32 protein-coding genes are annotated in these 23,810 nt (G+C 64.5%); 16 read left to right on the forward strand and 16 right to left on the reverse strand.

Annotated features, from left to right (window positions below; translation table 11 throughout):
* Positions 1-321: 321 nt before the first annotated feature.
* From U1769_RS23450 to U1769_RS23460, 3 genes are all read left to right on the forward strand, one after another.
* Positions 322-549: a DUF6429 family protein gene (locus U1769_RS23450; RefSeq protein WP_332720557.1), complete on the forward strand. Its 228-nt coding sequence runs from the start codon at positions 322-324 to the stop codon at positions 547-549.
* 94 nt (positions 550-643) lie between these two features.
* Positions 644-1,072 carry a hypothetical protein gene (locus U1769_RS23455; RefSeq protein ID WP_332720558.1) on the forward strand — a complete coding sequence of 143 codons (429 nt, stop codon included), beginning with the start codon at positions 644-646 and terminating at the stop codon, positions 1,070-1,072.
* Positions 1,073-1,125: 53 nt separating this feature from the next.
* Positions 1,126-1,317: a DUF6429 family protein gene (locus tag U1769_RS23460; RefSeq protein ID WP_332720560.1), complete on the forward strand. Its 192-nt coding sequence runs from the start codon at positions 1,126-1,128 to the stop codon at positions 1,315-1,317.
* Here U1769_RS23460 and U1769_RS23465 read toward each other — a convergent pair.
* Positions 1,311-1,751: a hypothetical protein gene (locus U1769_RS23465; protein ID WP_332720561.1), complete on the reverse strand. Its 441-nt coding sequence runs from the start codon at positions 1,749-1,751 to the stop codon at positions 1,311-1,313. The two genes, U1769_RS23460 and U1769_RS23465, sit on opposite strands and share 7 nt — an antisense overlap.
* Before the next feature lie 169 nt (positions 1,752-1,920).
* Between U1769_RS23465 and U1769_RS23470 the strand changes: the two genes are divergently transcribed.
* On the forward strand, positions 1,921-2,997 hold the full coding sequence (locus U1769_RS23470; RefSeq protein WP_332720563.1) for an LLM class flavin-dependent oxidoreductase: 1,077 nt from the start codon (positions 1,921-1,923) through the stop codon (positions 2,995-2,997).
* 55 nt (positions 2,998-3,052) lie between these two features.
* A complete protein-coding gene (locus U1769_RS23475) occupies positions 3,053-3,688 on the forward strand; it encodes an NIF family HAD-type phosphatase (protein ID WP_332720564.1) in 636 nt (211 codons plus the stop codon).
* A 33-nt stretch (positions 3,689-3,721) separates the two neighbouring features.
* Here the strand turns inward: U1769_RS23475 and U1769_RS23480 are convergent, their stop codons facing one another.
* The 4 genes from U1769_RS23480 to U1769_RS23495 form a co-directional block, all read right to left on the reverse strand.
* Positions 3,722-4,564, reverse strand: a complete 843-nt coding sequence (locus U1769_RS23480) for an alpha/beta fold hydrolase (RefSeq protein ID WP_332720566.1) — start codon at positions 4,562-4,564, stop codon at positions 3,722-3,724.
* A gap of 112 nt (positions 4,565-4,676) precedes the next feature.
* The gene (locus tag U1769_RS23485; RefSeq protein ID WP_332720568.1) at positions 4,677-4,835 is read right to left on the reverse strand and encodes a hypothetical protein; all 159 of its coding nucleotides are present in this window, start codon (positions 4,833-4,835) and stop codon (positions 4,677-4,679) included.
* An 8-nt stretch (positions 4,836-4,843) separates the two neighbouring features.
* Positions 4,844-5,113 (reverse strand): hypothetical protein, encoded by a 270-nt coding sequence (locus tag U1769_RS23490; RefSeq protein ID WP_332720570.1) that lies wholly within the window; start codon positions 5,111-5,113, stop codon positions 4,844-4,846.
* Positions 5,114-5,369: 256 nt separating this feature from the next.
* Positions 5,370-5,741: a hypothetical protein gene (locus U1769_RS23495; protein WP_332720572.1), complete on the reverse strand. Its 372-nt coding sequence runs from the start codon at positions 5,739-5,741 to the stop codon at positions 5,370-5,372.
* 351 nt (positions 5,742-6,092) lie between these two features.
* On the opposite strand from U1769_RS23495, the gene U1769_RS23500 reads away from it, so the two are divergent.
* Positions 6,093-6,809, forward strand: a complete 717-nt coding sequence (locus tag U1769_RS23500) for a TonB-dependent receptor (protein ID WP_332720574.1) — start codon at positions 6,093-6,095, stop codon at positions 6,807-6,809.
* A gap of 20 nt (positions 6,810-6,829) precedes the next feature.
* Positions 6,830-7,612, forward strand: coding sequence for a hypothetical protein (locus U1769_RS23505; protein ID WP_332720576.1), 783 nt, complete (start codon positions 6,830-6,832; stop codon positions 7,610-7,612).
* Between the two features lie 131 nt (positions 7,613-7,743).
* Here U1769_RS23505 and U1769_RS23510 read toward each other — a convergent pair whose 3' ends face one another.
* Together U1769_RS23510 and U1769_RS23515 are read right to left on the reverse strand one after the other, a co-directional pair.
* Positions 7,744-8,298: a YybH family protein gene (locus U1769_RS23510; RefSeq protein ID WP_332720578.1), complete on the reverse strand. Its 555-nt coding sequence runs from the start codon at positions 8,296-8,298 to the stop codon at positions 7,744-7,746.
* A 116-nt stretch (positions 8,299-8,414) separates the two neighbouring features.
* Positions 8,415-9,212, reverse strand: coding sequence for a helix-turn-helix domain-containing protein (locus U1769_RS23515; protein ID WP_332720580.1), 798 nt, complete (start codon positions 9,210-9,212; stop codon positions 8,415-8,417).
* Positions 9,213-9,334: 122 nt separating this feature from the next.
* Here U1769_RS23515 and U1769_RS23520 point away from each other — a divergent pair, with 122 nt between their 5' ends.
* Genes U1769_RS23520 through U1769_RS23530 form a run of 3 tightly spaced genes read left to right on the forward strand, consistent with a single transcriptional unit; the run spans position 9,335 to position 11,418 of the window.
* Positions 9,335-9,781 (forward strand): hypothetical protein, encoded by a 447-nt coding sequence (locus tag U1769_RS23520; protein ID WP_332720582.1) that lies wholly within the window; start codon positions 9,335-9,337, stop codon positions 9,779-9,781.
* Between the two features lie 4 nt (positions 9,782-9,785).
* Positions 9,786-10,598, forward strand: a complete 813-nt coding sequence (locus U1769_RS23525; RefSeq protein ID WP_332720584.1) for an SDR family NAD(P)-dependent oxidoreductase — start codon at positions 9,786-9,788, stop codon at positions 10,596-10,598.
* Positions 10,599-10,641: 43 nt separating this feature from the next.
* A complete protein-coding gene (locus U1769_RS23530) occupies positions 10,642-11,418 on the forward strand; it encodes a winged helix-turn-helix domain-containing protein (RefSeq protein ID WP_332720586.1) in 777 nt (258 codons plus the stop codon).
* A gap of 791 nt (positions 11,419-12,209) precedes the next feature.
* On the opposite strand, the gene U1769_RS23535 is transcribed toward U1769_RS23530, so the two are convergent.
* Positions 12,210-12,641, reverse strand: a complete 432-nt coding sequence (locus tag U1769_RS23535) for a hypothetical protein (protein ID WP_332720588.1) — start codon at positions 12,639-12,641, stop codon at positions 12,210-12,212.
* A gap of 43 nt (positions 12,642-12,684) precedes the next feature.
* A complete protein-coding gene (locus tag U1769_RS23540; protein WP_332720590.1) occupies positions 12,685-13,173 on the reverse strand; it encodes a hypothetical protein in 489 nt (162 codons plus the stop codon).
* Between the two features lie 191 nt (positions 13,174-13,364).
* On the opposite strand from U1769_RS23540, the gene U1769_RS23545 reads away from it, so the two are divergent.
* Positions 13,365-14,246, forward strand: coding sequence for an AraC family transcriptional regulator (locus U1769_RS23545; protein ID WP_332720592.1), 882 nt, complete (start codon positions 13,365-13,367; stop codon positions 14,244-14,246).
* A gap of 72 nt (positions 14,247-14,318) precedes the next feature.
* Here the strand turns inward: U1769_RS23545 and U1769_RS23550 are convergent, their stop codons facing one another.
* Positions 14,319-14,924 carry a hypothetical protein gene (locus tag U1769_RS23550; RefSeq protein WP_332720594.1) on the reverse strand — a complete coding sequence of 202 codons (606 nt, stop codon included), beginning with the start codon at positions 14,922-14,924 and terminating at the stop codon, positions 14,319-14,321.
* 585 nt (positions 14,925-15,509) lie between these two features.
* On the opposite strand from U1769_RS23550, the gene U1769_RS23555 reads away from it, so the two are divergent.
* The gene (locus U1769_RS23555) at positions 15,510-15,950 is read left to right on the forward strand and encodes a hypothetical protein (protein WP_332720596.1); all 441 of its coding nucleotides are present in this window, start codon (positions 15,510-15,512) and stop codon (positions 15,948-15,950) included.
* Positions 15,951-16,131: 181 nt separating this feature from the next.
* Here U1769_RS23555 and U1769_RS23560 read toward each other — a convergent pair whose 3' ends face one another.
* Positions 16,132-16,518, reverse strand: coding sequence for a winged helix-turn-helix transcriptional regulator (locus U1769_RS23560; protein ID WP_332720598.1), 387 nt, complete (start codon positions 16,516-16,518; stop codon positions 16,132-16,134).
* Between the two features lie 143 nt (positions 16,519-16,661).
* Here U1769_RS23560 and U1769_RS23565 point away from each other — a divergent pair, with 143 nt between their 5' ends.
* Positions 16,662-17,765, forward strand: coding sequence for an alkene reductase (locus tag U1769_RS23565; RefSeq protein WP_332720600.1), 1,104 nt, complete (start codon positions 16,662-16,664; stop codon positions 17,763-17,765).
* Positions 17,766-17,915: 150 nt separating this feature from the next.
* Entirely contained in the window at positions 17,916-18,530 is a 615-nt protein-coding gene (locus tag U1769_RS23570; RefSeq protein WP_332720602.1) for a hypothetical protein, read from the forward strand.
* Positions 18,531-18,766: 236 nt separating this feature from the next.
* Here U1769_RS23570 and U1769_RS23575 read toward each other — a convergent pair whose 3' ends face one another.
* The 3 genes from U1769_RS23575 to U1769_RS23585 form a co-directional block, all read right to left on the reverse strand.
* Positions 18,767-19,699: a hypothetical protein gene (locus U1769_RS23575; RefSeq protein ID WP_332720604.1), complete on the reverse strand. Its 933-nt coding sequence runs from the start codon at positions 19,697-19,699 to the stop codon at positions 18,767-18,769.
* A gap of 113 nt (positions 19,700-19,812) precedes the next feature.
* Positions 19,813-20,223, reverse strand: coding sequence for a DUF8220 family protein (locus U1769_RS23580; protein WP_332720606.1), 411 nt, complete (start codon positions 20,221-20,223; stop codon positions 19,813-19,815).
* 70 nt (positions 20,224-20,293) lie between these two features.
* The gene (locus U1769_RS23585; protein ID WP_332720607.1) at positions 20,294-20,653 is read right to left on the reverse strand and encodes a hypothetical protein; all 360 of its coding nucleotides are present in this window, start codon (positions 20,651-20,653) and stop codon (positions 20,294-20,296) included.
* A 209-nt stretch (positions 20,654-20,862) separates the two neighbouring features.
* On the opposite strand from U1769_RS23585, the gene U1769_RS23590 reads away from it, so the two are divergent.
* Positions 20,863-21,708: a hypothetical protein gene (locus U1769_RS23590; protein WP_332720608.1), complete on the forward strand. Its 846-nt coding sequence runs from the start codon at positions 20,863-20,865 to the stop codon at positions 21,706-21,708.
* 41 nt (positions 21,709-21,749) lie between these two features.
* On the forward strand, positions 21,750-21,914 hold the full coding sequence (locus tag U1769_RS23595) for a hypothetical protein (protein WP_332720609.1): 165 nt from the start codon (positions 21,750-21,752) through the stop codon (positions 21,912-21,914).
* Positions 21,915-21,974: 60 nt separating this feature from the next.
* On the opposite strand, the gene U1769_RS23600 is transcribed toward U1769_RS23595, so the two are convergent.
* Both U1769_RS23600 and U1769_RS23605 read right to left on the reverse strand, forming a co-directional pair.
* On the reverse strand, positions 21,975-23,336 hold the full coding sequence (locus U1769_RS23600) for an aminotransferase-like domain-containing protein (RefSeq protein ID WP_332720610.1): 1,362 nt from the start codon (positions 23,334-23,336) through the stop codon (positions 21,975-21,977).
* Positions 23,329-23,769, reverse strand: coding sequence for a DUF983 domain-containing protein (locus U1769_RS23605; protein ID WP_332720692.1), 441 nt, complete (start codon positions 23,767-23,769; stop codon positions 23,329-23,331). Before U1769_RS23605 ends, U1769_RS23600 begins: the two co-directional genes overlap by 8 nt.
* Positions 23,770-23,810 lie beyond the last annotated feature (41 nt).

A 23,810-nucleotide genomic window follows, 5' to 3' on the forward strand; every position in this document is an offset into this window, starting at 1 on the left:
TGCGGCATGGTCTCAATGCCGCCAAGGCCGACCATGACCACGAAGACAACCATAGACCAAGGTCAGAATATTAGGAATATCAACAGCATGACGAAATCAATTAGACAACACTATACTAAACTATCTGCCCCGACTCAGCGATCCGCCAACGCCGCTCGCCAGTCAAACACAGCCACCAAACCTCCACCGCCAAATCCAGGGCACGCCAACACCACCCTCTTGCCAATCCACCAATTACGGTGCCAGTTTACTTAACCCCCAATAGCCAGTTCCCCACACCAACCGGTTGACCCTCCCCGCAATCTGAGTTCCAATCTCCCCATGCCGATCGACTACGACAAGATCGACGAAGCCACGCTCGCGCTGCTTTATCTGGGGTTGCACGACGGTTGGCGCGCCTGGAAGGGGTTCGATTGGGACGCCACCGATCGGCTGCACGCAAAGGGCTTGCTGGCCGATCCGCGGAACAAGGCCAAATCGGTGGTCTTCACGGAAGAGGGGCTCGTCGCGGCGAAGGCCGCGTTCGCTCGCCTGTTCGGCGAGGAATAACGGTGCGACCGCACTCTAACCCACACGCCCCCGCGATTGCACCTCGCGCGGGATCATGGGACATCCACCGGACTGAAACCCGGGAGATTCCGCCATGCTTGCCCTTGCCCTGGCGCTCGCTGTCGCCGTGGAGCTTAAGCCGCCGGTCGAGCACGCCAGCGCCGACGATTGCGCGATCATCGTCGCGATCGGTCGCGCGCAGCTGGGTTGGAACGAAAGAACCCCGCCCAGCCAGGATTTCTATCCCGAATGGGACGGCGAAAAGGGCGGCACCTATATTCAGGACTGTCCGTGGCGGGATCACGGCGTCGCGCCGGCGCGTATCGGCGGCAAGACCTCGACCGCCAGCTTCTCCATTTCCCGCCCGCGCTACGGTCGTGCCAGGGCGACGGCCACGGCGGAATTGACGGTCGCGCTCAAGGCCGAAGGGCGTGCACCGTTCGTCTCGGCTGAACTATGCACCGCGCGCCGTCAGGGCCGGCGCTGGGTCCTTGTCGGCTGCCGCCAGACCGCCATAACCTGAACTTTGTCCCTGGATAACGTCGACCGCGGCAGCAATCTGAGTCCAATCCTGCCATGCCGATCGACCGGGACAAGATCGACGAGGCCACGCTCGCGCTGTTCTATATCGGGCCGCACGATGTGTGCCGCGCCTGGAAGAGTTTCGATTGGGACGCAACCGATCGGCTGCCTGCACAGCCGGGCGCTTCGGCGGCGGCGCGCTTCATGTTCGCGCCGCCACCCGGCGTCGAGGTCGTCGATCAATAAAAGCGCGCGTACACAACGGCCTTATGGAAACCGCCCTTGCATTTCCGCCGACCGTCGACTTTCGTGTTCCTCGCCCAGGACGAGGCGCTTTCCCACCCATAGGTGAGCAGCAGCTTGCCCGGCCGCGCCATTGTCTGCTGGCCGATCCATCGGTCGAAAGCGCCCTGCAGCGCGCCGCGCACGCGATCTCCATCGCCGCAGCTGCGCACGCCCTTCCAGGTGCCGATGGCGGACGCGAGGTCGGCCTTCACTGTTTCGATCCGGTCCTGCGCTGCGTCGGGCGGCAGAGCGTCCTTCGTCATTTCTTGCGCCGCGATTGTCTGGGCAGATGCCGGCAGGGGAAGCGCGAGGGCGACAAACAAGGCGAACGCCGGTACGAATTTCATGAAAAGGCTCCTTTCAGGCTCGGAGCACAATCGCTGCTCCGCCGGCACGATAGGGCGCTGATCGGGGGCGCCGCGTGACGGCGATCACGCTGGCGTGTCCGCCTTTCACGCCGCGCGGATAGCGTAGGGCTATTCCTCCAACCGTTTCATCCTCCCCGTTGCACGCCGCTGCCATAATTCCTATCAACTCGATAGGAATAACCAGCAAGGCCTCCGCATGAGCAGCAATTCCGAATTCCTCTGGTACATCCCCAATCAGCTCGGCACCGGCCATCGCGGCGATACCACGCCGGCGGACGCCGACACGCTCGACACCCTGACCAGCCACGCCAAAGCGCTCGAGGATCATGGCTGGAAGGGCGCGCTGCTCGGCACGGGCTGGGGCCGGCCCGACACCTTCACCCTCGCCACCGCGCTCACCGCGCGCACCACCAGCTTCGAGCCGCTGATCGCGATCCGCCCCGGCTATTGGCGCCCGGCCAATTTCGCCTCCGCTGCCGCCACGCTCGACGCGCTGAGCGGCGGCCGCGTGCGCATCAACATCGTCTCGGGCCAGGACAATCTCGCCGCGTACGGCGACAGCGAGGGCGATCAGGCGCAGCGCTATGCCCGCACCCGCGAATTCATGCAGCTCGTCCGCCGGCTCTGGACCGAGGAGGACGTCACTTATGCCGGCGATCATTTCCAGGTCGCCGGCTCCACCGTGATCCCCCGCCTAGCGCCCCGCGGCGACCGGCGTCACCCGCGCTTCTATTTCGGCGGCGCCTCGGCCGCGGCCGAGCAGGTCGCCGCCACCGAGGCCGACGTCCAGCTCTTCTGGGGCGAGCCGCTGGACGGCGTGCGCGAGCGGATCGAGCGGCTGAAGGGGCTGAGCCGCGATCTCGGCCGCAATCTCCCGCCGCTCGAATTCGGCCTGCGCATCACCACTTTGGTGCGCGACACCACCGAACAGGCCTGGGCCGATGCCGAGACCAAGGTGGCGGAGATGGCAAAGGGCGAGGGCAGGGGCTGGAACGATCACCGGACCTGGGTCGCGACCGGCCAGCAGCGCCTGCTCGATCTCCACGCGCGCGGCGAAGTGCTCGACGACAATCTCTACACCACCCCTGGCAAGTTCGGCGGCGGCGGCGCCGGTACCACCTGGCTGGTCGGCTCGGCCGCAGACGTCGCCGCCTCGCTGCGCAAATACGAGGCGCTCGGCATCAAGCACTTCGTCCTGTCGGACACGCCCTATCTGTCCGAGATCCGCCGCCAGGGCGACCAGCTCCTCCCGCTGCTGCGCGGCCCGGCGTGATGATTCCCTGAACCCGCTATGCGGCGGCGTCGCCCTCTTCGGATGGAAGACAAGGGTGGCACAGTTGCGCTACCCCGTCGCCACTATGCCGCCCGCTCGCCCATCGTCGCCGCGAACACTGCTCATCCTCGATCTGGACGAGACGCTGATCTATGCGACGGAACAGCCGCTCGATCGGCCTGCAGATTTCGGCGTCTATGGCTATCATGTGTATCGCCGTCCGCACCTCGACGCGTTCCTTGCCGAATGCGCGCAGCATTTCGAGCTCGCCGTCTGGTCGTCAGCCTCGGATGATTATGTGAAGGCAGTCGTGGAGAACATCTTCCCCGATCCCGCCGTACTGCATTTCATATGGGGCCGTAGCAGGGCCACGTTGCGCCGCGTCTCGCCTGACGATGACGGCTATATGCTCGATCCCTGGGACCACCTCCATTATCTCAAGCCGCTCACCAAGGTGAAAAAGGCGGGCTGGCCGCTCCAGCGCGTGCTGATCGTGGACGACACGCCGGAGAAATGCCTCCGCAACTACGGCAACGCCATCTATCCGCGGTCGTATGAGGGTGCCGAAGATGACATCGAGCTAGGCCTTCTCGCCCCTTATCTGGCGAGCCTGAAGGACGAGCCCAACGTCCGCAGTATCGAGAAGCGCCGTTGGCGCGAAGCGGCTCTGTCCAGGCATTCCGCAGCGTAATACCGGTGCGCTACGGTCCGGCGGCAGCGCGCGCTATCCGTCGAGAAACCCAAGCACCGCCGCATTGAACGCCGCGGGATCCTGCAGCAGCGCGAAATGGCTGAGATCGCGCAGCCATATCAGCCGCGCGCGCGGAATGCTGCGCGCGAGATAGCGCGTGTGCTCCGCCTTGATCACTTCGTCGCGGTCGCCATCGACGATCGCCACCGGCATGCGGATCGCCGCCAGATCGGCGGCTTTATAGTTTGGTTCATGCTCCCACATCTTGCCGATCGCGCCGAGGAAGCCGTCGAACCCGTCGGGGGTCGGGGACAGCCGGGCATAGTCCGCCCGCGCCCGCTCGACGAAGGTGGAGAAGGGCGGCCGCTCGGTCCCGCCCAGCTCCACCCCGCTCGGGTCCATGTTCGCGGCAAAGGCGAACACCCGCGTCACCCGCGCCGGATGCTGCATCGCCAGCACCAGCCCGATGATTGCCCCGTCGCTCCACCCGACGATCGCGCTTTTGCGGATGCCGAGCGCATCCATCACCGCCAGCACATCGCCCGCCATCAGCTCATAGCTGTACGGCCGCGCATCGCGGGAACTGCGCCCATGCCCGCGGCTGTCGATCACGATCACCCGGTGCTGCCGCGCGAGCGGCCCGATCTGCCCGGCCCAATAGTCGCTATTGGCCAGACCCCCATGCAGCAAGACGACCGGCGGCCCCTTGCCATAGGTCGCGTAATAGATCCGCGCCCCGTTCGTGCCGACATAGCCCGAACGCGCCGCCACCGGCATCGCGGGCAGGGCCGGAACCGATCGCCACCGCTCCTGCGCCGCCGCGCCCGTGGCCGCGCTCAGCGCCAGCAGGATGCCCAGCAGAACCGTCCTGATCATCGCCGATCTCCGGATAGCATGTCCCGTCATGCTACCGCGAACTTCGCCCGGACGCCATCGGGGCGGCTCACTGCACTGCGTCCGATGAGTTTAGGCCCGCCCGCAACGCACCCTAGCGGAGGTTCGCCTTCAGCCCGTCAAGAGTCGCGATGCCGGTCCGGTCCTGCATCATGAGCTGGATTTGCTCGCGGAACCGGTCCAGCGCCGGATAATCGGTCGCAAACTGGCTGCTACATTGATTTTCGGGCTCGTGGCAATTGGCCACCAGCACTCTGGCAATCAGGCCTCCCGTTGACCTTCGGGAGAGATGCTGAGTTTGGTTATCTCGGTATACCCACCATGCTCGCCGAAGCCCCATTCACATGAAGCAGGGCGTTCTTCCGTGAGCGGCCAACGGGTAAGGGAGGCGGCAAATTCGCAGATATCCTGCCATTGAACCCACATCCCGTTCCGGCCGCTGAAGTCCGGTGTTTCGAGGCGGGTTGTCAGCCATCCGAAATCGTCGTCATCCCGGCTGAATTCATATTCGAAGGTGACATTGCTGTTCATTGCGACAGACTGCCACGCAGTCGCAAACGGAGGCAATCGTCAAAACCGTGTGCCTCATGCCGATGCTTGCCTCAGCATAACGCCACGCATGATGCCGCCGATGTCGCTCATCTAAACCGCTCCCGACGGTCCGCCCGAGAACATGAGCGATTATGAGCGCAACTCGTCCGAGTCGTTCGCGAACAGGATCGCTCCACACTATCGTCCGGCCGGCCCGTTGGGCCGAACCGGACAATAGTGGGAGGCGAGGCTCAGATCATGGAAGGATCTGCAGGTAATCCACGTCTTCGACCCCATTCTTGAAGGTGCACGTCCCGGTCCCGACGATATAGACCCCCTTGGCGTTCTGCTGGGCGGTGAGGACATTGTGGTACATCGCCTGCCCGGCGGTCGTCGCGGTATTGAACGCGAACTGCTGGTTGGCATTGCAGTCCGACCAGGGCGACGACGGTGTCGTCGTGCCGACCGTGACGAGCACGACGCCCGACCGGAAAGCGACGACGACCTGGATATTGGTCAGTCCGGTATAGGTGGGCCCGGTATAGGTGGGCATGGCGAAGGCCGCAGACGGCATGGCCATCATCGCGATGCACGAGAGCGCGACTTTGAGCGATTTGCTGAGTTTCATATAATCCTCCTCGGTTGATACGCAGTCCGGCGGGGCGCCGAACGGAAGCCCCGCGCGATCCCGGCCCGCCGCGCCGCGACGGACCTCCTTCCCTGGCCGACGATCGATATTGCGCCGGCCGGACCCGTCATCGGATGGCAATCTCTAAAAACGGGCCGGGATGCGCATCTTTAGGGAGTCGGAAGATGTTTTGAATCGACGGCCATCGGAGAAAAACACCAAGCTCTTCTGTAGGTTAGATGAGCCGTGCGCAACTGGCGGCACCGCTTCAGCCGGGGCGATACCAGACTAACCTTTGCCCTTGCCATTCCCGCCAAAACGACCGAACCTCCGCCCCGGGAGGGGACGAAAATGAACCCACGGCTTTTTCTGGCGGCCGCGCTGCTTGCCACTGCCACCGCCGCCGTTCCGGCGTTCGCGCAAAACGCCGGCACGCCCGGGCTGGGCGAAGTCGTCGTCACCGGCAACCGCCTCAACGCGCGCTATGCGCAGCAGGATCGGCCCGTGGTCGGGCTCCGCCGCCAGGCCGATGCCGCCGTGCTGCAGCTCTCGATCGCCTCGGATTCCCGCGACCCGGAAACGCGCAAGCGCGAAATCCACGCCATCCTCCTCGCCGCGCTCGATCGTGCCGCGGCCGCCGGGCTCGATCTGGTGACGGGTGGCTTCGAACTCACCCCTGTCACCAAGGCCAGCTATCAGGATCTGCCGCTGGTCTCGGCCGGCCGCGTCGATACCAGCCAGGCGACCCTCATGGTCAAGGTCAAGCTCGCCGGATCGATCACCGCCGCTGAACAGCGCCTCGATGCGTTCATCAAGAGCGTTCCGCGCACCGGCCGCGGCACCATCGACAAGGCGGGCGGGCTGTCGCTCACCATCGTCAATCCCGATCAGTATCGCGACGCGATCGTGCAGCTGGTGGCGGACAATGCCCGCCATTATGCCGCGATGTTCGGCCCCGATTATGCCGTCCAGGCCAGTGGCGTCGACGGCCAGGTCTCCTGGTCGCAGGTCAGCGGAACCGACGTGTTCCTGTACGTGCCCTATCGCTACACGATCGTCCCCAAATGACGGTGTCCGGGAGAAGAGCCATGAAAGCCTTTGCCTGTGCGGTGCTCGGCTGCCTCGCCTTTGTCGCCGGCCCCGCGTGCGCGCAGGACGAGGGCGGCGAAATCATCGTCACCGGCTCGCGCATCAGCAACTTTCGCGGCCCCGTCGCGATAGCCCAGCCGCCGGTGATCGGCCTGAAGCGCATGGCGGATTCGGCGGTGCGAACGATCGAGATCGTCTCGGATTCGCGCGAGGGGGACATGCGCAAGCGCGAGGTTCAGGCCATGCTGCTCGACGCGATAGACCGCGCGAAACACGACGGGTTCAGCCTCGTCACCGGCCAGTTCGAGCTAGTCGAGGTCACCCGCGCCAACTGGCAGGATCGGTTCCCCGCCCTCGCCGGCAAGCCCGATGCGGTCGACGAAGACGATGATGACGATGACGACGACGACAACACCAGGCCGCCGCCGGGCTTCGAGGATGACGGCAGCATCGCCACCGTGCGGCTGAAGGTGAAGACGAAACTGGACGGCTCGATCGGCGGCGCCCAGCAGAAGATCAACGGCTTCGTCAAATCCGTGCCCGCCACGGGCCGCTCGCAGATCGCGCAGAAGGGCGAAATCGCCCTCACCATCATCAATCCGGAACAATATCGCGACGAAATCTACCGCCGCATCGCCGCCGGCTCCACCCACGCGCTCAGCTTTTACGGGGCGGATTACGGCCTCGACGTCACCGGCCTCGATCAGGCCATCGCTTGGAAGCAGGTGAGCAATACGGAGCTGTTCCTCTACATCCCCTACGGCTTTTCGGTCCGGAAATAGAGCATCGTGCGAAAAAGTGGGAACCGGTTTTTCGCAAAAACGATGCGACAACAAATATCTGGAGCAGGCAAAGCGCGTCGGATTTGAGGCAGCCTGCTCCGGGGCTTTTCCGGCCGACAGGCTTTCGCGGATCAGCCGTCGGGCCGCTCGGGGCCCAGAGATTCGTGCGCATGGACGATCCGCCAGCCCTCCGCACGCTTGCGCCATAGCCGGGAAATGGCGAGCGGCCGCAGCGTCGTCCCTTCCGGACGAACGCGCCGTGCATCGACGACGAAGGTCACCATCGCAAGCCCAGGTCCGAGCACCTCGAAGTCCGGTCCCGCGACCAGGCGATAGGGCTGGTGCGCCGCGTCCGTCGGCGCGATCCTGCCGCCCGGCCACCATTTCTGTTGCTGCGCCAGCAATGCGTCCCAGCCTCGGATGATGGTGCCGTTGACGACGAACGTCAGCGCCGGGCTCCGCATGTAACAGGCCAGGTGCGCCTCCGCGTCATGGGCATTGGCGGCGTCCTGCATGGCCGTGAACAGGGGCATGATCTCGGCCACGACGCGGTTCCGGTCGGAAAGCGCGCCCTCGCTGTCGGCAGGCTCCACGGCTGCGGGCTGCGCACCCGCGCCGGCCAGCGCAAGCGATCCGGCCAGCAGGAGCAGCAGCGGTTTCACGAGACGTCCCGACAACCGACCCATGACGTCCTCCCTCGCTCGCCGCGCAACACCCCGGCATCTTGCGGTCAGCCGCACGACGGAACCACTACAACAGCCCGCATCGCGCTACATCGGTCGTGCCACGTCCGGCGCCGCCATCATGGCTGGATCCATTCGACCCGCACCCTTGGCGGAACGCCCTTGAACAGGCTGGCGGCGGTAACGCCGAAAGTCGCCTTGAAGGCGTGGCTGAAATGGCTCGAGCTCGCAAAGCCGGCATCGAGCGCCGCCGACGTGATGGAATCGCCGCGCGCGGCAAGCTCCACGGCGTGCCGGAACCGGATCCAGATCCTGAACGTGCGAAGCGGCACCCCGATCTCCTCGACGAACAGATGCTGCAGGCGGCTCGCGGAAAGATCGACGGACCGGGCCAGTTCCCCGATCGCGTGATTGCGGTCGATGGCGGCCCTGATCGTCGCCACCACCTGTTCGATCCGCGCATCGATCCGCGCGCGCGGCGCGATGCCCAACGCGCGCTCGGCCGCATCCTCGAAAGCGTCGAGACTCAGCGCATCGCCCGCCTGATGCGCCGCATAGAGTGCCCGCACGGCACCGATCAGCGGCTCTTCGATCGCGGAATCCAGCGCGCTCAGGCCACATTCCCGGTGCGGCGAGAGGTGCCGGTAATGGGGATCGTCCGGATCACTATAGAGCACCGCGACCGGCGCTCCGGCCAGATCCAGGCTGTGCGACAAGCCCGCCGGGACGATGGCCGTGCGGCACACCCGGCTCTGCCCGGCCGTGCCGATCCGCAGCGGCGCCTCGAGCGCCACCAGGCACACCGCGATGGCATGCCGGTGCGGCGGCAGCAGGCCCAGCCGCCCGACGAACATCATCCGCTGCGGCCACAGGCACAACAAGGCGCGCTCGCCCGGATGCGTAGCTGATTCTGGCAAGCGGCCCGTCCTTCCCACGGCTATGCGTCGAGAAGGTCACGCCGATAGCCGCTCAGGACATCGTCGCGCAACGCATCGTGTAGTCGGCATCTGTCGCCGAAAAAATTGCCCAGGGAAAGATTATGCCCCCCGCTGCCTCGATTGCAATACTCGGTTGCGGCGGTTTCTTCGTCGCCGGTTTGGTGACGGGTATCTGGAAATACTACAAGATGATGACATCGCCCGAAGCGCGGGCGCCAATTTACGTCGATATCTGCCATCGCAGCGCCCTGATGTACGCATTTGCCTGCCTGGTCCTTGCGGAACTCGCGCGGCTGAGCGCCTGGCCGTCGGGCGTCAACGTCATCGCCGTCATCGCGGCGATCACCTTCTTCGCGACGGCCGTGCTCAACTACGGGGTCCATGGCTGGCTGAACGATACCGACAATATGTTGAAGCGTCCGCACGTCCTGGGAAAGGGCGTCGTCCATGGCCGGGTCGTGCACGGCTATGTCATGGCCCTTATCCTGGGGGAACTGGGCGGGACGCTCGTCCTGTTCTCGGGCTTCCTGAAGTCCCAGGCAGCATAGGGCCATGTTCCATTCCCTGAGCATCGTCATCACCGGGGGCTCCACCGGCCTCGGCCTTGCCATCGCCGATGCGCTTGCCTCGCAGGGCGCCCGGCTGACGCTGATCTCGCGGCAAACGGAAAATCTGGATCGCGCGGTCCGGGAACTGCGTCGGCGCCACCCCGGCGCCGATATCGACGTCCAGGCCGCCGACGTCGGCGATCCTGTGGCCATTGCCCAGGCGATCGAGGACATCGCCCGCCGCCGCGGCGGGATCGACATGCTGTTCAACAATGCCGGTGTCATGCGCGAGGGCCGGTTCGAGACACTGGCCGATGCTGATTTCCAGGCCGTGATGCGGACCAATTTCTTCGGCGCGGTGCATGTCACCCGGGCCGCCTTGCCGCACCTGCGCGCCGCCGGCGGGCGGCTGATCAACATCGCATCGCTCGCCGGCCTGACCGGCACCTTCGGTTTCTCCGCCTATGGCGCCGCGAAACACGCCCTGGTCGGCTTCACCGAATGCCTGCACTATGAATTGCCGCCCCAGGGGGTCACGGTCCACCTCGTCTGCCCGGCGGAGTTCGATACGCCCATGGTGGCGGCGCTCGATTGCTATCGGACGCCGGAAAACCGGCGCCACACGCTCGCCATCCCGCGAACACCGCTGGAAGTCGTCGTGGCGGACACGTTGCGGGGAATCCGGCGCGGCCGCTACTTCATCGTCCCGGGCCGGCGCGCCCGGCTGGCCGTCCTCGCCCTTCGGCTCTTCCCCGCGCTCGCGCGCCGGCACGGTGCGCGCATCGTCGCGACACCCGATCGCCCGCCCGCGGTGTGAGGCGCCCGCCCGCCACTTTCCAGATCATTGAAGGCTCGCCCCGATGTACCATTTTGCACCAGACAGCGACGGCCGCATCCCCATCGGCGCGCCCGATCCCCTGCGCTGCCATCCCGGCCGCGTGCTCGTGGTCGATGACGATCCCGCCATGCGGCACAGGACCGTCAGCTATCTGCACGCGCAGAACTGCCGCGCGATCGGCTCGGACGGCCGCGACGTCTCGCAGCAGCTCGAAAGCGGCGCGTTCAGCTTCGTCGTGCTCGATCTCCAGCGCGGCCCGCTCGATGGCCTCGATGTGCTGCGGCAGATCCGCACCCGGTCCGACGTCCCGGTGATCCTCGTCACCGGAGAGCGGCACGACGCCATCGACCGGGTCATCGGCCTTGAACTTGGCGCTGACCATTATATCGACAGGCCCTTCAACCTTCGCGAGCTGCTCGCGCGGGCGCGCGCCATCCTCCGGCGCCAGGATCTGGGCCGCCATGCCGCGGCGCCCGCGCGCGGCGGGTTTCGCTTCAACGGCTGGGAACTGCGCCGCCGCAGCCGGACGCTGAGCGACCCCACCGGCGCCGTCGTCAGCCTCACCAACAAGGAATATGCGCTCCTCATCGCCTTTCTCGAAGCGCCCGGGCGTCCACTCTCCCGCGCGCACCTGCTGCAGGCGACCAGCACGCACGAGGACACCTTCGATCGCAGCGTCGACGTCCGCGTGCTGCGCCTCCGGCGAAAGCTCGATCAGGATCCCGCCGCACCAACCCTGATCCGGACGGAACGCGGCATCGGCTATATTATCGATGCCCCGGTCGACATCCTGTTCTGAGTAGGCAGGGGCCGGAGGGGACCGTCATGCCGGCCTTGTTCCGGCATCCACCGCTCCGCATCTTCTCTTGCCGCTTGTCCGTCCGGCGATCCGGCTGAGCGGGCGATTCCGGTCTCCCCATCATCGTCAGCAGACCAAGGCGCGGTATCCCGGGTTATGACGCCGCCATATTATTTCTTATCTGTTGCCGGGATAGGATGTCGTGAACTGATCCAGCGACCGGCCGGAAACAATGGCAGAGAATTCAAATAGAATTCCGATCCATTGTTTCATCGTCAGCTGGACGCACTGGAGCGAACCGCTGATTGGTTAGAGGAGGGGTCATGCTGTCACGAATTGGACAAGCGAAGGCACGCGGAAAGGCAAAATATGTCTTCGTATTTCTTGCGACGCTCTCGGGAGGCTGTGATGCGTCGGGAGAGGATGCATTGCAGGGCGCCGTAGATAATGCACACCACATGGAAGCGGCTTGCGGAATTCGGGCGGATACGCTTCGCGTATATAAATCGTCATCCCATGACTCTTCACCGATTCAGATATTTGTTCCGCCCGAGATTTGTCCACCGTCCGAAAGATACGCTTGCCTGTGGAAGTACAAGGAGGATGAGGAATTGAATTTTCTTATAAATATAAAAGCATGCGCTGGAGATGGAGTAGAATGATCGGCGTTTATTCTTTGAAGGATGCATCATTTTAAGATTTGGGCGGATATTCGGGGATATCAAACGCCTTGCTAAACCCGATCCAGCCACCCCGACCACGCCACCTCCCCAAGCCACGGTCCGGCAACGCTATCGCCCGGTGTATCGCCCCTCCGGACTGAAACTGGCTGGCGGCTCCGCCAGACTGCGCAGGTGCGCCACCGTCGCGCTTGCCACCAGCGCCAACGCGGCGGCGCAGGATACCGCCAGCCAGCGCATTTTGGTGATCCGGAAGACGCCCCAATGCACGGTCCCCAGCACGCCCGCGCCGATCAGTCCGGCGCCTCCCACCGCCAGCGGCGCGAGGATGATCAGCAGGAACATCGATCCGACGCACCCGCCGCCGGAACAGCCGGTCGTCGTTTCCATCCAGTTGAGCAGTACCACCGGCAAGATCGCGGCAACCCCGATGCACGCGACCAGATACCCCGGGATATAGCGCAGGAAGAACAGGCCAAGGGCAACCCCGACCAGTCCGAAGGCGATGGCATAGTCGACCAAGTCGGGATCAACATTTTCCACGTCAGATGGGTATCAGCGTAGGGGTCGAAGAACTGTCCACGCCCTACAGCCGCTCCAGCAGCGCCGAACTCTGCGTCAGGCCAAGCCCCGTCGCCGCACGCACCTTCTCCGCCGCAGCGCCCTTCTGCCCCACCGCCAGCAGCACCCGGACCTCGCGCGCCACCTCGGGGGCAAGCGTCACCTCGTCGATCGCGCTGAAGGCCTTGCCGATCACTGGATAGCGCGCCCCTTCCAGCAGCGTACCGATCCGCTCGTACAGGCCCCAGATCTCCTCGCCGATTTCGGTCTCGAACCGCACCGCACCCGCCCGGACGAGGATCCGCCGCAGCTCGTCATCGCCGAACCCGCCAAGATGAAGCCTGATCGTCCCGAACGTGCGCCACCGCCACAGGGGATGCCGCAGCAGGTCGCGGGCAACCCGCTCGGGCCGGTAAGCCCCAATGCCAACGGGCTTTTTCCGCGCCTGAAGCAACAGGAACGCCCCGATGGTGAGCAGGGCGGTGCACGCCGCGGTGAGGATGGTTGCCAGCATGATGCAGTCCCTACCGGCAGAGTGTTCATCATTGCTGAATCGGGCGGATCGCCCGCAATCCGCTACCGAAGCTCTCGCCCGGAACCGCTCCCGTTTGCGGTTCGCCCGCCCTTGGGCGAAAAACCGCAAGATCGGGCGAGCGCTCGACGGCCTCACGCGCCAATCAGGGGGCGCCACAACGGATGAGGACGATGACGGCCGCGCTGGACCATTACAATGCCCGGATGCAAAGGGTGCTGGAGCATATCGACCGGCATCTGGACGGCGATCTGGATCTGGCGGCGGTCAGCAGCGTCGCGGCGTTTTCCAAATTCCATTTCCACCGTCAGTTCAAGGCGATGTTCGGGGTATCCCTGCATCGCTACGTCCAGCTGGCCCGCCTGCGGCGCGCGTCGCAGCGGCTGGTCGACGGCAAGGGTCAGAGCGTCACCGACATCGCCATGGACGCGGGTTACGAAACGCCCGACGCTTTCGCCCGCGCCTTTCGCCAGCGCTTCCGGCAATCGCCGTCCAGTTTCCGGAAATCTCCCGATTGGGAGCCGTGGCTTGAGGCTTTCGGGCCCTTCAACACCGCCAGGAGCAAGATCATGCAGACGATTTTCACGCCCGATCAGGTGACCATTCGCGAGGTGACGCCGATCCGCGTCGCCATCTTCGAACATCGCGGCGCCCCCGACACCATCGATGCCACCATCCAGCGGTTTATCGCATGGCGGAAAGCGGCCGGGTTTTCACCCCGGACGAACCCGACCTTCAACATCTGGCACTCCGAGCGGCGTCCCGCAAATCCCGCCGACTACAGCCTGGATCTGTGCATCGGCCTCGCCGCCGATCAGGCGATCGAGGCCGGGGACGAGACGGTCAAGGCCGGCGAGATCCCCGGCGGGCGCTGCGCCATCCTGCGCGTGACCGGCGACACCCACAATCTGGAGCCAGCGGCGCTCTATCTCTACCGCGACTGGCTGCCGGCCAGCGGCGAAGACATGCGCGATTTCCCCATCTACTGCCAGCGCTTCTTCCTCGACGAACCGGCGCACGGCACCGCGGCGGAGCTGTTCCTGCCGTTGCGATAGGCGTGGGCGCGATGCTCCGATTCGCAGAAGCGGATATTCGGCGTCGATCCACCCCGCCCCATGGCAGCGATATTACATCGTCTTGGAAACATTCACGCCGAGCACGACAATAGATATGATGTTTTCCGTATTATGCTCCAGGCGGATTTGTTTCCCATCCTTATAGAAAGCGTCCTGAACGAACGGATGGCGAATTATGCCGGAGTCAGACCAGCCTTTTTCGAGCAACCGGCTACGCCAGTCTTTTATCCGCTGGTCCTTGATACGCGTAATTTCGAATCTGTACTCGTGATCCGGCAAAACGAACAATTCAACGACAGGATTTTGCTCGGCGGATCCGGCAACGTACTTGTCGCCGAATGCGTTGTTGAACTGCTCGAATTTGAGGTTGAAGGCGCGCGAGACGTCGGAAACGCTTAAGGATTCAGAAGGCGCATTGGAAAGTCGATCCACGATGTCGACCAGGGCGAAATTGGGGAGGACGCATCGATAATCGTCCGGCGCATTTCCCGTTCGACCTTCGATGGGCGCGATGTCGCCCCGGCATCGATCCGCCGCCTTATGTGCGGCATCGACCCGGGCTTCCTGTCCCGCGAGAGTGTCCGCACGCTGCTCGGCCGGCACCGCATAGGCGGCAGCCGACCAGGCCAGGCACAGCATCAGAGGCCAGCGTCTCATGCTGACAATCTAACCGGGATAACAGGCTCCGCAACCGCGATTTTTCAGCTGCCGTTGGTCGGCTTCCGGACAACATCCCGACACGCAAGTGGGCGTGCAGCCAACATTGCGGCCACCACTAAGCCAATATATCCAGGATACGTGATTAGTCGGCTAGAACGATACCGTAAGGTTGCGGCCTTTGCGAACAAACCGTCCCCCTTTCGCAGGGCGGTAGCTGCTGTCGTCGCTGGTGCTCTCGCCTTTGCCATAACCCAGTTGTGCCTTGGTGTGTGGTGGGGAGCAGGTTGGAGTGCGGTGCTGTTTTCTTCCGTAGCTCTAGGCGTCGCCGCGGCTGTAGCTGCGGCGACAATGAAGCGAGGAATGGCGGTCGCGTATGGGGTTCTCGGGGCCGTTTGGCTCCTGCTGGAGACGTTCGCCGCGATGCTTGGGTGCTTGGCCGCCGGCCTCGGCTGAATAACGGAGTTGGGGCGGCTCCCGCCGGGCGACCTTCCGTCCCGACACCTGCGGATCCGCTTTCCAACCGCTCGCAAGCTGAACCAAAGCTGCCCTTGCCAGGTCGGCGAGGTTGTGGATGCTGCGCCTATGTCAGCATCGTTCTCGATCGACCGGGAGACCGGCAGCATTCATATCGGCGACACTGTCTTTTTCAAACCTGGCGAGCACAAGGTCATGGTGGAGCCGCAGGTTCGCGATCTCGTTGATGGGTCTCGAGATCACAGCAACGGTTTTGAATGGCTGAATCTGCACCGACTGACCTTCGGTGGCCTGCCAGCGCACCTCTCGCTGTGTTTTCATGAAAACCTGCTCGAACAGGCATCTTGGAGTGTTCGCCTGCCGGATGCTGAAACGGATGGCGGTTGGCCAATACGGAAGGCGATCGACGCAGAAGTGGCGTTTGTCCTGCGCACGCTGACTGACGAAATGGGTATCCACGCTGGCCTGTTTCCGTGGGGAGAGATCTGGAGCAGGTTTGACGCCAAGGGCTTCATTGCCGCCAATGGGCTTCGCTACCGTTGCGTTTAGGGTCTGATTTTGGGGCGTTGCCGTGGGGTCGCGTTTTGGTCCGAAATCTGCCGGTCGGCTTGCCGGCAGCACGCGTCGACGATCGCGCCTTAACGGAGCAAATTGCGGTGCAAGGTTGACCCCCCAATAGCCGCGACGCCATGCCGTCGCGCCTCGCATCCCATCGCCCTTCGGTGGCGCATCAACCCGGGGTATGGGTGGCAGCCCCGGTGTTGGTGAACGGGCCCGCTGCCGGAGCGGCCCTCGGGGCCGGCCGCTCCCGCGCCGCCGCGATCGCTGACACCTGGTCCATGTTCCGGCTTCCCCATTCGCACACCGCCGCGAAGCTCTCGCAAAATCCGCGCCCGAACTCGGTCAGCTCATATTCCACATGCGGGGGCACGGTCATGAAGTCGATCCGCCGCACCAGACCGTCGGCGGTCAACGCCTTCAGCTGCTCGCTCATGATCTTTTCACTGACATCGCCGACCAGCCGCCTGAGCGCGCCGAATCGCTGACGGCCACCACCGAGGTGATAGAGGATCAGCAGCTTCCACTTGCCTGCGATCAGGTCGAGCGACGCCTCCATCCCGCATCCGAACCTTCTCCCGACCATCCTGCCTTCACCTCGATCATTGCACTTACAAATTAGTACGTACTGGACGTTATACTAGTGCTCACCCCATCTCTCCGCAACGGTCGCCGCCCGGCGGCTGGAAGGACGGAGTATCCATGACCTCTTCATCCCCCACCCTGTTCGATCCGGTAACCCTCGGTGAACTCGATCTGCCCAACCGGATCGTGATGGCGTCCATGAGCCGGGCGCGGACGGCCAATCCCGGTCTCGTGCCGATCCCGATTCAGGCGGAATATTATCGCCAGCGCGCCTCGGCTGGCCTGATCCTGACGGAAGGCACCTGGCCCAGCCGCGAGGCGATTGGCGCGGCGGACGTGCCGGGTCTGTTCGACGACGCGCAGGTCGAGGGCTGGAAGCGCGTCACGGAAGCCGTGCATGAGGCGGGCGGCCGGATCGTCGTTCAGCTCGGCCACACCGGCGCCGCGTCGCACCCGGCGCTGCTCGGGGGCGCGGAGCCGCTCGCGCCGTCCGCGGTCGGCCTCAACGCCCAGGTCTTCGCGGATGGAGGCTTCAGGACGACCCCGGTGCCCAGGGCGATGTCTCTGGACGACATCCGGCGCACGGTTGACGATTACGGCCGGGCCACGCGCCTGGCGCAGCAGGCCGGGTTCGACGGCGTCGAACTGCACGGCATCGTCGGCTATCTCGTGCCGGAGTTCCTCAGCGACCGCTTCAACCTGCGCGAGGATGAATATGGCGGCAGTGTCGAGAACCGCGCCCGTTTCCCGCTCGAGGTGCTGGCGGCGATGACGGCGGCGTGGCGGCCCGGCCGCATCGGCGTCAAGCTCAGCCCCAGTGTCGGTCTTGCCGATCTGCAGCCGACGGAGGCGACGATCCCCACCTACGAGCATCTGGTCGCGCGCGCCGGTTCGATGGGGCTCGCCTACATCCAGTTTTACGAGAGCAGCGACGACCTGACGAACACACCCGTTGACCCGCTCGCGACCGGAACCGCGCGCCATTTCCGACAGCTTTATGCTGGTTCGATCATCGCCAATGGCGGCTTTGACCGGGCAAGGGCCGATATCGCCCTGGCGTCCGGCGACGCCGACGCGATCGCGTTCGGCGCCAGCTATCTCGCCAATCCCGATCTTGTGGAACGGCTGCGGGACGGCATTCCCCTGGCCCCCGTGCCGCCGAAGGAAAGCTGGTACGGCGGCGGTGCGGAAGGGTATATCGACTATCCTCGCGCTACATAGAGGCTTCGGCCGTCGAGGCCGGTACGGGATGCCAGATCGAGATGATGGCGCAGTTACTTGACCCCAAATATCCGTCGTCGGTCGGTGACACTGAACGGCGCAAGATGGGTGGAAACCAGACGTTAGGCATCGAACCGTTAGAGGCGTGAGATGCCCCTCACGCCGACCGGTCAACGCGAAATTTCGATGAGTCTCGCGGTAAGCGACCCGAGGCACGCGGTTGCCGTCGCCCGCGCGATCAAGGACCCTTGGTTCCGATGCCAGTCCTTGGCCCATGCGGCCCGGTACTGGCCGGGCAACGATTTTAAGGCCTTCCTTGAAGAGGCCGTGAAAGCAGCTGAATCGCAAGACAACTGGTATAAGCGAGTCACCGTCTCGGCATGGCCGATCCGTGCATATTTGGAGCGTGATTGTCCGACGCCGGCGAAAAGGCTCCTCGAGCGATATGCGGCCGAAGCAAGCAACATCGAAAACAGGGGCGGTCGTTCAGAGGCCCTGCTGATGCTGTTCCAGGCGGCGAAGCCATTTGACCAAGGGCTTTGGGAGCCGGTCCTCTGGTCATTGGTTCAATCAACTGAGCCCGTAATCGCATGGCGCCAGGTGAGAAACATCAGAAGTGCTCTGGCCATGCTGTCGGCAGAAAGGCCGAGCTTGGTTCAGGAGGCGATCAGACGCCTTTCAGATGAAACGGTTGTAGCAAGGATCGAGCGAGATATCGAAATTGGCAAAACTGCTGAACCACGGCCATTCTTTTTGCTTCACTGAATGTCCGCTACTGGAGCGCTTCCCATCCGGAAAGGTTCGGGAGGAATATAATAAACAATATTCAGTGTCATCGGTGAAATAAACTGTCAAAGACAGATGCAAGTTAAGTATGGTGTTTCCGAAGCGACCACCGCCTCCGCTATCGCCAGCGCCTCCCATCGACGGCGCCGGAAAGCGGAAAATGGGTGGGAAAAGCTACGCTCTGGGCAGCGATCCGCCCCGGACGGCAATCCGGATCAGACGCGGCACGTAACCGAATAGTCAAAAACCCTTTCTCCCTCCGTAGTAACCGTGAGGCTTGTACCATTTGATCGATATTCGAAACCGCAGACTCCTGTCGGCGCACAATAAGCGGCTTCCTTTATTCCTTCCTCGTGCAAGACGAATCTCGTAAGATCGTCAATCACAAGCGACCCATCGGAATCCCTCGGATAAACCGGCAGTATAGTTCTTACCGGCTTCCACCCCGCGGAGCGCAGGATCGTACGCGCCCGTTGTATCTCCTGTCCGAATACATTGGGCACGGCTTGCTTCCGCCGACAGACCGGGTCGGAAGCCGGGAGCGGCCGGATCTCGATATCACGCCCGGCCACGACCAAATCGCCGTACGGCGCTATCCATTCCTCCTTTAGACGTACGGCGCCGCTCCTCATTTTCTCCCAGTTGTCGATCGAGAGATTGGCAGCGGGCGGTAATTTCACGGTTATGGCAGCGATCGGGCGGCCATGGTCGAACAGGATGACTTTTCCGTCGATCTGCCCGCATCCTTGCGCCTGGTAGTCATAGCGTCGCATGACGTTCACCATCGTCAACTGGCCCAGCCCCATCTCCAATCCGGGCCGCCAGCCCCGCGAGCGCGCCCATTTTCCCTCGGCGGTACCCGGCGTTTCGTACAGCCTGCCGCAGAACCTGTCCTGATCGCCGATATAGTCGACAACGGGCAGGTTCACGGCCGGGACAATGAAAACCCCGGGCACGACCGACCGCACGCGATAGGGACCGGCCGCATACCAGGTCCCGATACGCGGGGCAGGGGAGTGCACCTCTGCGTTCGTGCTCGGTTGTGTGGTTGCTTGCGCGCGCGCAGCGGCCGCTGAGTCATTACGCTCGTCCGCTGCCGTGCAACCGGTCAGGCAGAGAATGGCGAGGATCACGGATCGAGCGCTCAAGCCGCTTTCCCTTGAACAGGAAGCCGAAGGTGTGGGCGATGATCCTGTTTTGTTCTTGTCGTGTCAAGGCATCACCTGACGGCAGAGCCGTACTTCCAGGCGACTCCGTCAAATTAGCGATGTCTGGAAAACAGGCGTCGTTGGGCTTGATTGACCACGCTGTCATCCCAATCGACTTCGCGCTTCGACGGCGGAATATGGTCCCGCCGATGCTCATTGTCGTAGAACAGGGTGCCATGGATTCCGAGTGCATCGCGCTTCAGGATCGGGCGTTCCCAAATTGGTATCAGTACGGAACTTGCCGCCTCTTCGCCAAGCCGTTCGATTAGGTCCTCGATCAATTCTATGTCGCGTCCGTCCGGGAAGATTGCAGCGAATTCTTCTGCCGTTGCCTGGAACACGCTGAAGGTGGCGTTGTCAGCGCCATCAATGATCTGGACGTTTTTCATGAAGGGCGTTCTGGCACTCGAAAGCGAGGGCCGCAATCGAACCGGATTGATCAGGCGATCGCGGCGCCAGCTCACCTAACCCCCAAATAACTCTCGTTGCCTATCAGTCCCCGGGTTCGTTACTCGCCCAGGCCAGGCCCACCGCTCACTCGCGCCGTCGAGCCAGCCTGCCGACAATCCACCAGACCGAAACCCCCACCACGATCGCGACAATTGCGGTGGGCAAGGCGACATTACCCCAGAAACCCTTGCTGCAACGCGTGTCGGGCGCGCAGTGGCCGACTGCCTCAGCGAAAATCAGCATGAGGAAGACGGGCGCGCCGATCAGCGCCGCCGCGCCGCACCCCCATTTGCTCGCCGGTGTGCGGCCGCCTTTGTAGCTGCTGTCATCCACCGGAACAGAATACAGCTTTTGCCGTAGATGTTTAGCCAGCCTGGATAAGGAGTCGTCGATTGCGGTGCTGGCTTGTCGATGCGAAAGAGCCCCTGCGACGCTGTCGGGCATCGCATCCCGGTGACAAGCCTCCGCGGGCGCCCGCTCAAACCAGAGCCGCTGCCTTGCCGATCGGCTGCGACACATAATCTCGATACCAGTTCACCGAACCCCAAAATAACCGCGCCGCGCCATCCCGCGCCGCTCGCGTGATGGGCGTCACGCGCACCGCCGCCCCCGCGGCGCTACTCCCGCATCGATCATTGCGAGGAGTTGAAACCATGACGCGATTGTTGAAGCATGTGGCGCTGATTTCGGAATCGGCGCAAGTTTCCGCTGGCGACCTGATGAAGGTCGCGTCCGCGCTGCAGAAGCAGGCGACGCGCGATCTGGCGCCGATCTGGGATATCGGCGCGACCGTGGATGCCTTCGGCAGCATCGCGGACATGCCGCTCGATTACTGGCCGATCATCATCCGCGACGATATCGGGTTCAATGCCGCCGGCATCCATCTCGACAAGGATGGCCAACCCTTCGCGCTCGTCTCCGCGGAGCCCGGCCGCGACTCATGGTCGCTTACCTGCTCGCACGAGATGTGCGAGATGCTCGTCGATCCCTTCGGCAACCGGCTCGTGGCCGGCCAGTCGATCAAGCCGGATCAGGGGCGGGTGAATTATCTGGTCGAGGTGTGCGATCCGTCCGAGGCGGCGTCCTTCGCCTACGCCGTGAACGGCGTGGTCGTCTCGGATTTCTACACGCCGCATTATTTCGATCCGGTTGCCGCCGCCGGCGTGCGCTATTCCTATACCGGCGCGATTCCGCGGCCCCGCATGATCCTCAGAGGGGGCTATGTGTCCTGGGTCGATCTCACCACCGACAGCTGGTGGCAGCAGACCTGGTTCCGCGGCCAGGCGCCGGAATTCGTGGAACTCGGCAAATTGTCGTCCAGGCGTTCGCTGCGCTCGCAGATCGATCGCAAGACCGCCGGGTTCACTGCGATGGCGGTCGCATCCGGCGACGACAGCGCGCTCCGCGCCGCCCAGCCCGCGGCATCGGTTGACGGGGCGGCGGCGGCCCGCGCCGATGCGCTGCATGAGCTGATTGGCAGCCTGATCAAAGCGGCCTAGCTTCGCATCGGGCGGCAGGGGGGTGGCAGGCGGAGGACGATATGGCGCGCAAGCCGGCAAAGGGTGGAAAACGGGCGGCGCCGAAGCCGGCGGGCAAGGGCGCCGCGCCACCGGATTTCAGCGTTGCGCTCGACAAGCCCGATCCCTCGCCGCTCGATTTCGTCAATCGGCGGATGCAGGAACTGGACAAGCCGGACGACAGGTGACGGCACGGGGGCAGGGCGTCATGGCGGCATGCCGCAGCGCACCGGCGCCCCACTGAGCGCTCAAACCAGAGCCGCGGCCTTGCCGATCGGCTGCGACACATAGCCGTGCAATATCCGCAGCCCGCGCACCAGCCGCTCCCGGTCGGCCGGGCCGCCCAGCGACACGCGCACCGCGTGCTCGTCGCGCCTGCCCACCGCGAAGCTGGCTGATGCGATCACCGACAGCCCGTGCTGCCGCATCGCGTTGACCAGGTCGTCGGCCGCGCGCCGGTCGGGCAGGGGCAGCCACAGATGATAGCCCTCGGCCGATCGCCGGTGCGTCACAGCACCCAGCACGCTGTCCGCCAGCGCCTGCCGCGCGACGATCTCGCTGCGCATTGCCGTCACCAGCCGGTCGAACGTCCCGTCGCTGAGCCAGCGGCTGGCCAATGCCGCGTTGAGCGGCGGCGCCATGATCGCCGTCTCGTGCGCATCCGCCGCCAGGCGCAGCGCCCCCGCCACGCTCGGCGCGCGCACATAGGCGACGCGCAGCGCCGGGGTGACGATCTTCGCCAGGCTCGCGACATACCAGCAGCGCTCCGGCGCAAAGGACGCGATCGGTGGAATCGGCGTCGGCGCGAGCAGGCCGTACGCGTCGTCCTCGATCACCTGCAGGTCGTGGCGCCGCGCCGCCGCCGCGATCGCCGCGCGCGTTGCCACGTCGAGCGTCACCGCGGTCGGGTTGTCGTTGGTCGGCACCACGTACAGCGCGCGCACTGTCCCAGCCGCGCACGCCGCGTCGATCGCGGCGGCGTCGATGACGGGCAGGGGCAGCAGGATCAACCCGAGCCGCTCGGCCAGCGCGCTGAAGCCGGGATAGACGAACTGACCGCACGCCACCGTGTCGCCCGCGCGCAGCGTGGTGCTCAGGATCGCGTGTAGCGCATTCTGCCCGCCCGCGGTGACGATCACCTGCTCCTCGGCCGCGGGCAGCCCGCGCTCGGTCAGCAGGCGCGCGCCCGCCGCGCGGTCCTGCGGCGCGCCGCCGGCCGGCGAATAATGCAGCCAGCTCATGCCCGCCCCCGCCAGCAGCGCGGCGGTGCCCTCGGTGATCGCGCGGCGCAGCAGGCCGTCGGGCAGCTCGGGCGGCATGTTCATGCCCGTGTCGATCGCAGGGGGCGGCGCCGCCCCGGGTTGGGGGGTGGCGACGAAGCTGCCGGCGCGGCCGCGCGCCTCGATCAGCCCGCGCGACCGCGCCGTCTCATAAGCCCGCGTCACCGTCGTCAGGTCCACGCCGAGCTGCGCCGCGACCATGCGCTGCGGCGGCAACCGGTCGCCCCGGCGCAGAATCCCGTGCGCGATCGCCGTCTCGAGCGCCTCGGCGATCGCCTGATATTTGGCGCCGGCGCTGTGCGCGAGATCGGGCAGCCAGGTCTCAGTCATCGAAATTGCCGGAGCGCTCGCCCGGCGCGCGGCCATGGAGCTTGTCCCACAAGGCGCTCGTGCCCGCTTCCTGCGCCCGATTCACATATTGCGAAGCGACCAGCCAGCCCTTGATCGGCCTGAGCGGCAACAGGCAGCCGACCGCCATGAGCGGAACCGACGTGACCAGATGCACCCAGAGCGGCGGATTGTACACGACTTCCATCCATACAAGCAGGAACGTCAGCGGAAAGGCGACGATGCACAAGGAGAAGAACGCCGGCCCGTCGTCCGGCGCCGCGAACCGGTAATCGAGCCCGCACACCGCGCATTTCTTCGTCACCTTCAGCCAGGAGGTGAACATATGCCCTTTGCCGCAGCGCGGGCACAGCCCCTCCCACCCCGATTTCATGATCCAGCGGAACTTGTCCGCATCAGTCTCCGGCCGCTCCATCATTGTATGCTTTCTGTATCCGTACAATAAAACATACATAG

It is taken from the genome of Parasphingomonas zepuensis, from assembly GCF_036663735.1.
In the GTDB taxonomy this organism is placed as follows: Bacteria; Pseudomonadota; Alphaproteobacteria; order Sphingomonadales; family Sphingomonadaceae; genus Sphingomonas.

Bases quoted from the DNA above. Each gene is read 5' to 3' on its own strand.
- U1769_RS23450 (WP_332720557.1), top strand. From the start codon at position 322: ATGCCGATCGACTACGACAAGATCGACGAAGCCACGCTCGCGCTGCTT.
- U1769_RS23455 (WP_332720558.1), top strand. From the start codon at position 644: ATGCTTGCCCTTGCCCTGGCGCTCGCTGTCGCCGTGGAGCTTAAGCCG.
- U1769_RS23460 (WP_332720560.1), top strand. From the start codon at position 1,126: ATGCCGATCGACCGGGACAAGATCGACGAGGCCACGCTCGCGCTGTTC.
- U1769_RS23470 (WP_332720563.1), top strand. From the start codon at position 1,921: ATGAGCAGCAATTCCGAATTCCTCTGGTACATCCCCAATCAGCTCGGC.
- U1769_RS23480 (WP_332720566.1), bottom strand. From the start codon at position 4,564: ATGATCAGGACGGTTCTGCTGGGCATCCTGCTGGCGCTGAGCGCGGCC.
- U1769_RS23490 (WP_332720570.1), bottom strand. From the start codon at position 5,113: ATGAACAGCAATGTCACCTTCGAATATGAATTCAGCCGGGATGACGAC.
- U1769_RS23495 (WP_332720572.1), bottom strand. From the start codon at position 5,741: ATGAAACTCAGCAAATCGCTCAAAGTCGCGCTCTCGTGCATCGCGATG.
- U1769_RS23500 (WP_332720574.1), top strand. From the start codon at position 6,093: ATGAACCCACGGCTTTTTCTGGCGGCCGCGCTGCTTGCCACTGCCACC.
- U1769_RS23505 (WP_332720576.1), top strand. From the start codon at position 6,830: ATGAAAGCCTTTGCCTGTGCGGTGCTCGGCTGCCTCGCCTTTGTCGCC.
- U1769_RS23510 (WP_332720578.1), bottom strand. From the start codon at position 8,298: ATGGGTCGGTTGTCGGGACGTCTCGTGAAACCGCTGCTGCTCCTGCTG.
- U1769_RS23520 (WP_332720582.1), top strand. From the start codon at position 9,335: ATGCCCCCCGCTGCCTCGATTGCAATACTCGGTTGCGGCGGTTTCTTC.
- U1769_RS23525 (WP_332720584.1), top strand. From the start codon at position 9,786: ATGTTCCATTCCCTGAGCATCGTCATCACCGGGGGCTCCACCGGCCTC.
- U1769_RS23530 (WP_332720586.1), top strand. From the start codon at position 10,642: ATGTACCATTTTGCACCAGACAGCGACGGCCGCATCCCCATCGGCGCG.
- U1769_RS23540 (WP_332720590.1), bottom strand. From the start codon at position 13,173: ATGCTGGCAACCATCCTCACCGCGGCGTGCACCGCCCTGCTCACCATC.
- U1769_RS23545 (WP_332720592.1), top strand. From the start codon at position 13,365: ATGACGGCCGCGCTGGACCATTACAATGCCCGGATGCAAAGGGTGCTG.
- U1769_RS23550 (WP_332720594.1), bottom strand. From the start codon at position 14,924: ATGAGACGCTGGCCTCTGATGCTGTGCCTGGCCTGGTCGGCTGCCGCC.
- U1769_RS23555 (WP_332720596.1), top strand. From the start codon at position 15,510: ATGTCAGCATCGTTCTCGATCGACCGGGAGACCGGCAGCATTCATATC.
- U1769_RS23560 (WP_332720598.1), bottom strand. From the start codon at position 16,518: ATGGAGGCGTCGCTCGACCTGATCGCAGGCAAGTGGAAGCTGCTGATC.
- U1769_RS23565 (WP_332720600.1), top strand. From the start codon at position 16,662: ATGACCTCTTCATCCCCCACCCTGTTCGATCCGGTAACCCTCGGTGAA.
- U1769_RS23570 (WP_332720602.1), top strand. From the start codon at position 17,916: ATGCCCCTCACGCCGACCGGTCAACGCGAAATTTCGATGAGTCTCGCG.
- U1769_RS23585 (WP_332720607.1), bottom strand. From the start codon at position 20,653: ATGCCCGACAGCGTCGCAGGGGCTCTTTCGCATCGACAAGCCAGCACC.
- U1769_RS23590 (WP_332720608.1), top strand. From the start codon at position 20,863: ATGACGCGATTGTTGAAGCATGTGGCGCTGATTTCGGAATCGGCGCAA.
- U1769_RS23595 (WP_332720609.1), top strand. From the start codon at position 21,750: ATGGCGCGCAAGCCGGCAAAGGGTGGAAAACGGGCGGCGCCGAAGCCG.
- U1769_RS23600 (WP_332720610.1), bottom strand. From the start codon at position 23,336: ATGACTGAGACCTGGCTGCCCGATCTCGCGCACAGCGCCGGCGCCAAA.
- U1769_RS23605 (WP_332720692.1), bottom strand. From the start codon at position 23,769: ATGGAGCGGCCGGAGACTGATGCGGACAAGTTCCGCTGGATCATGAAA.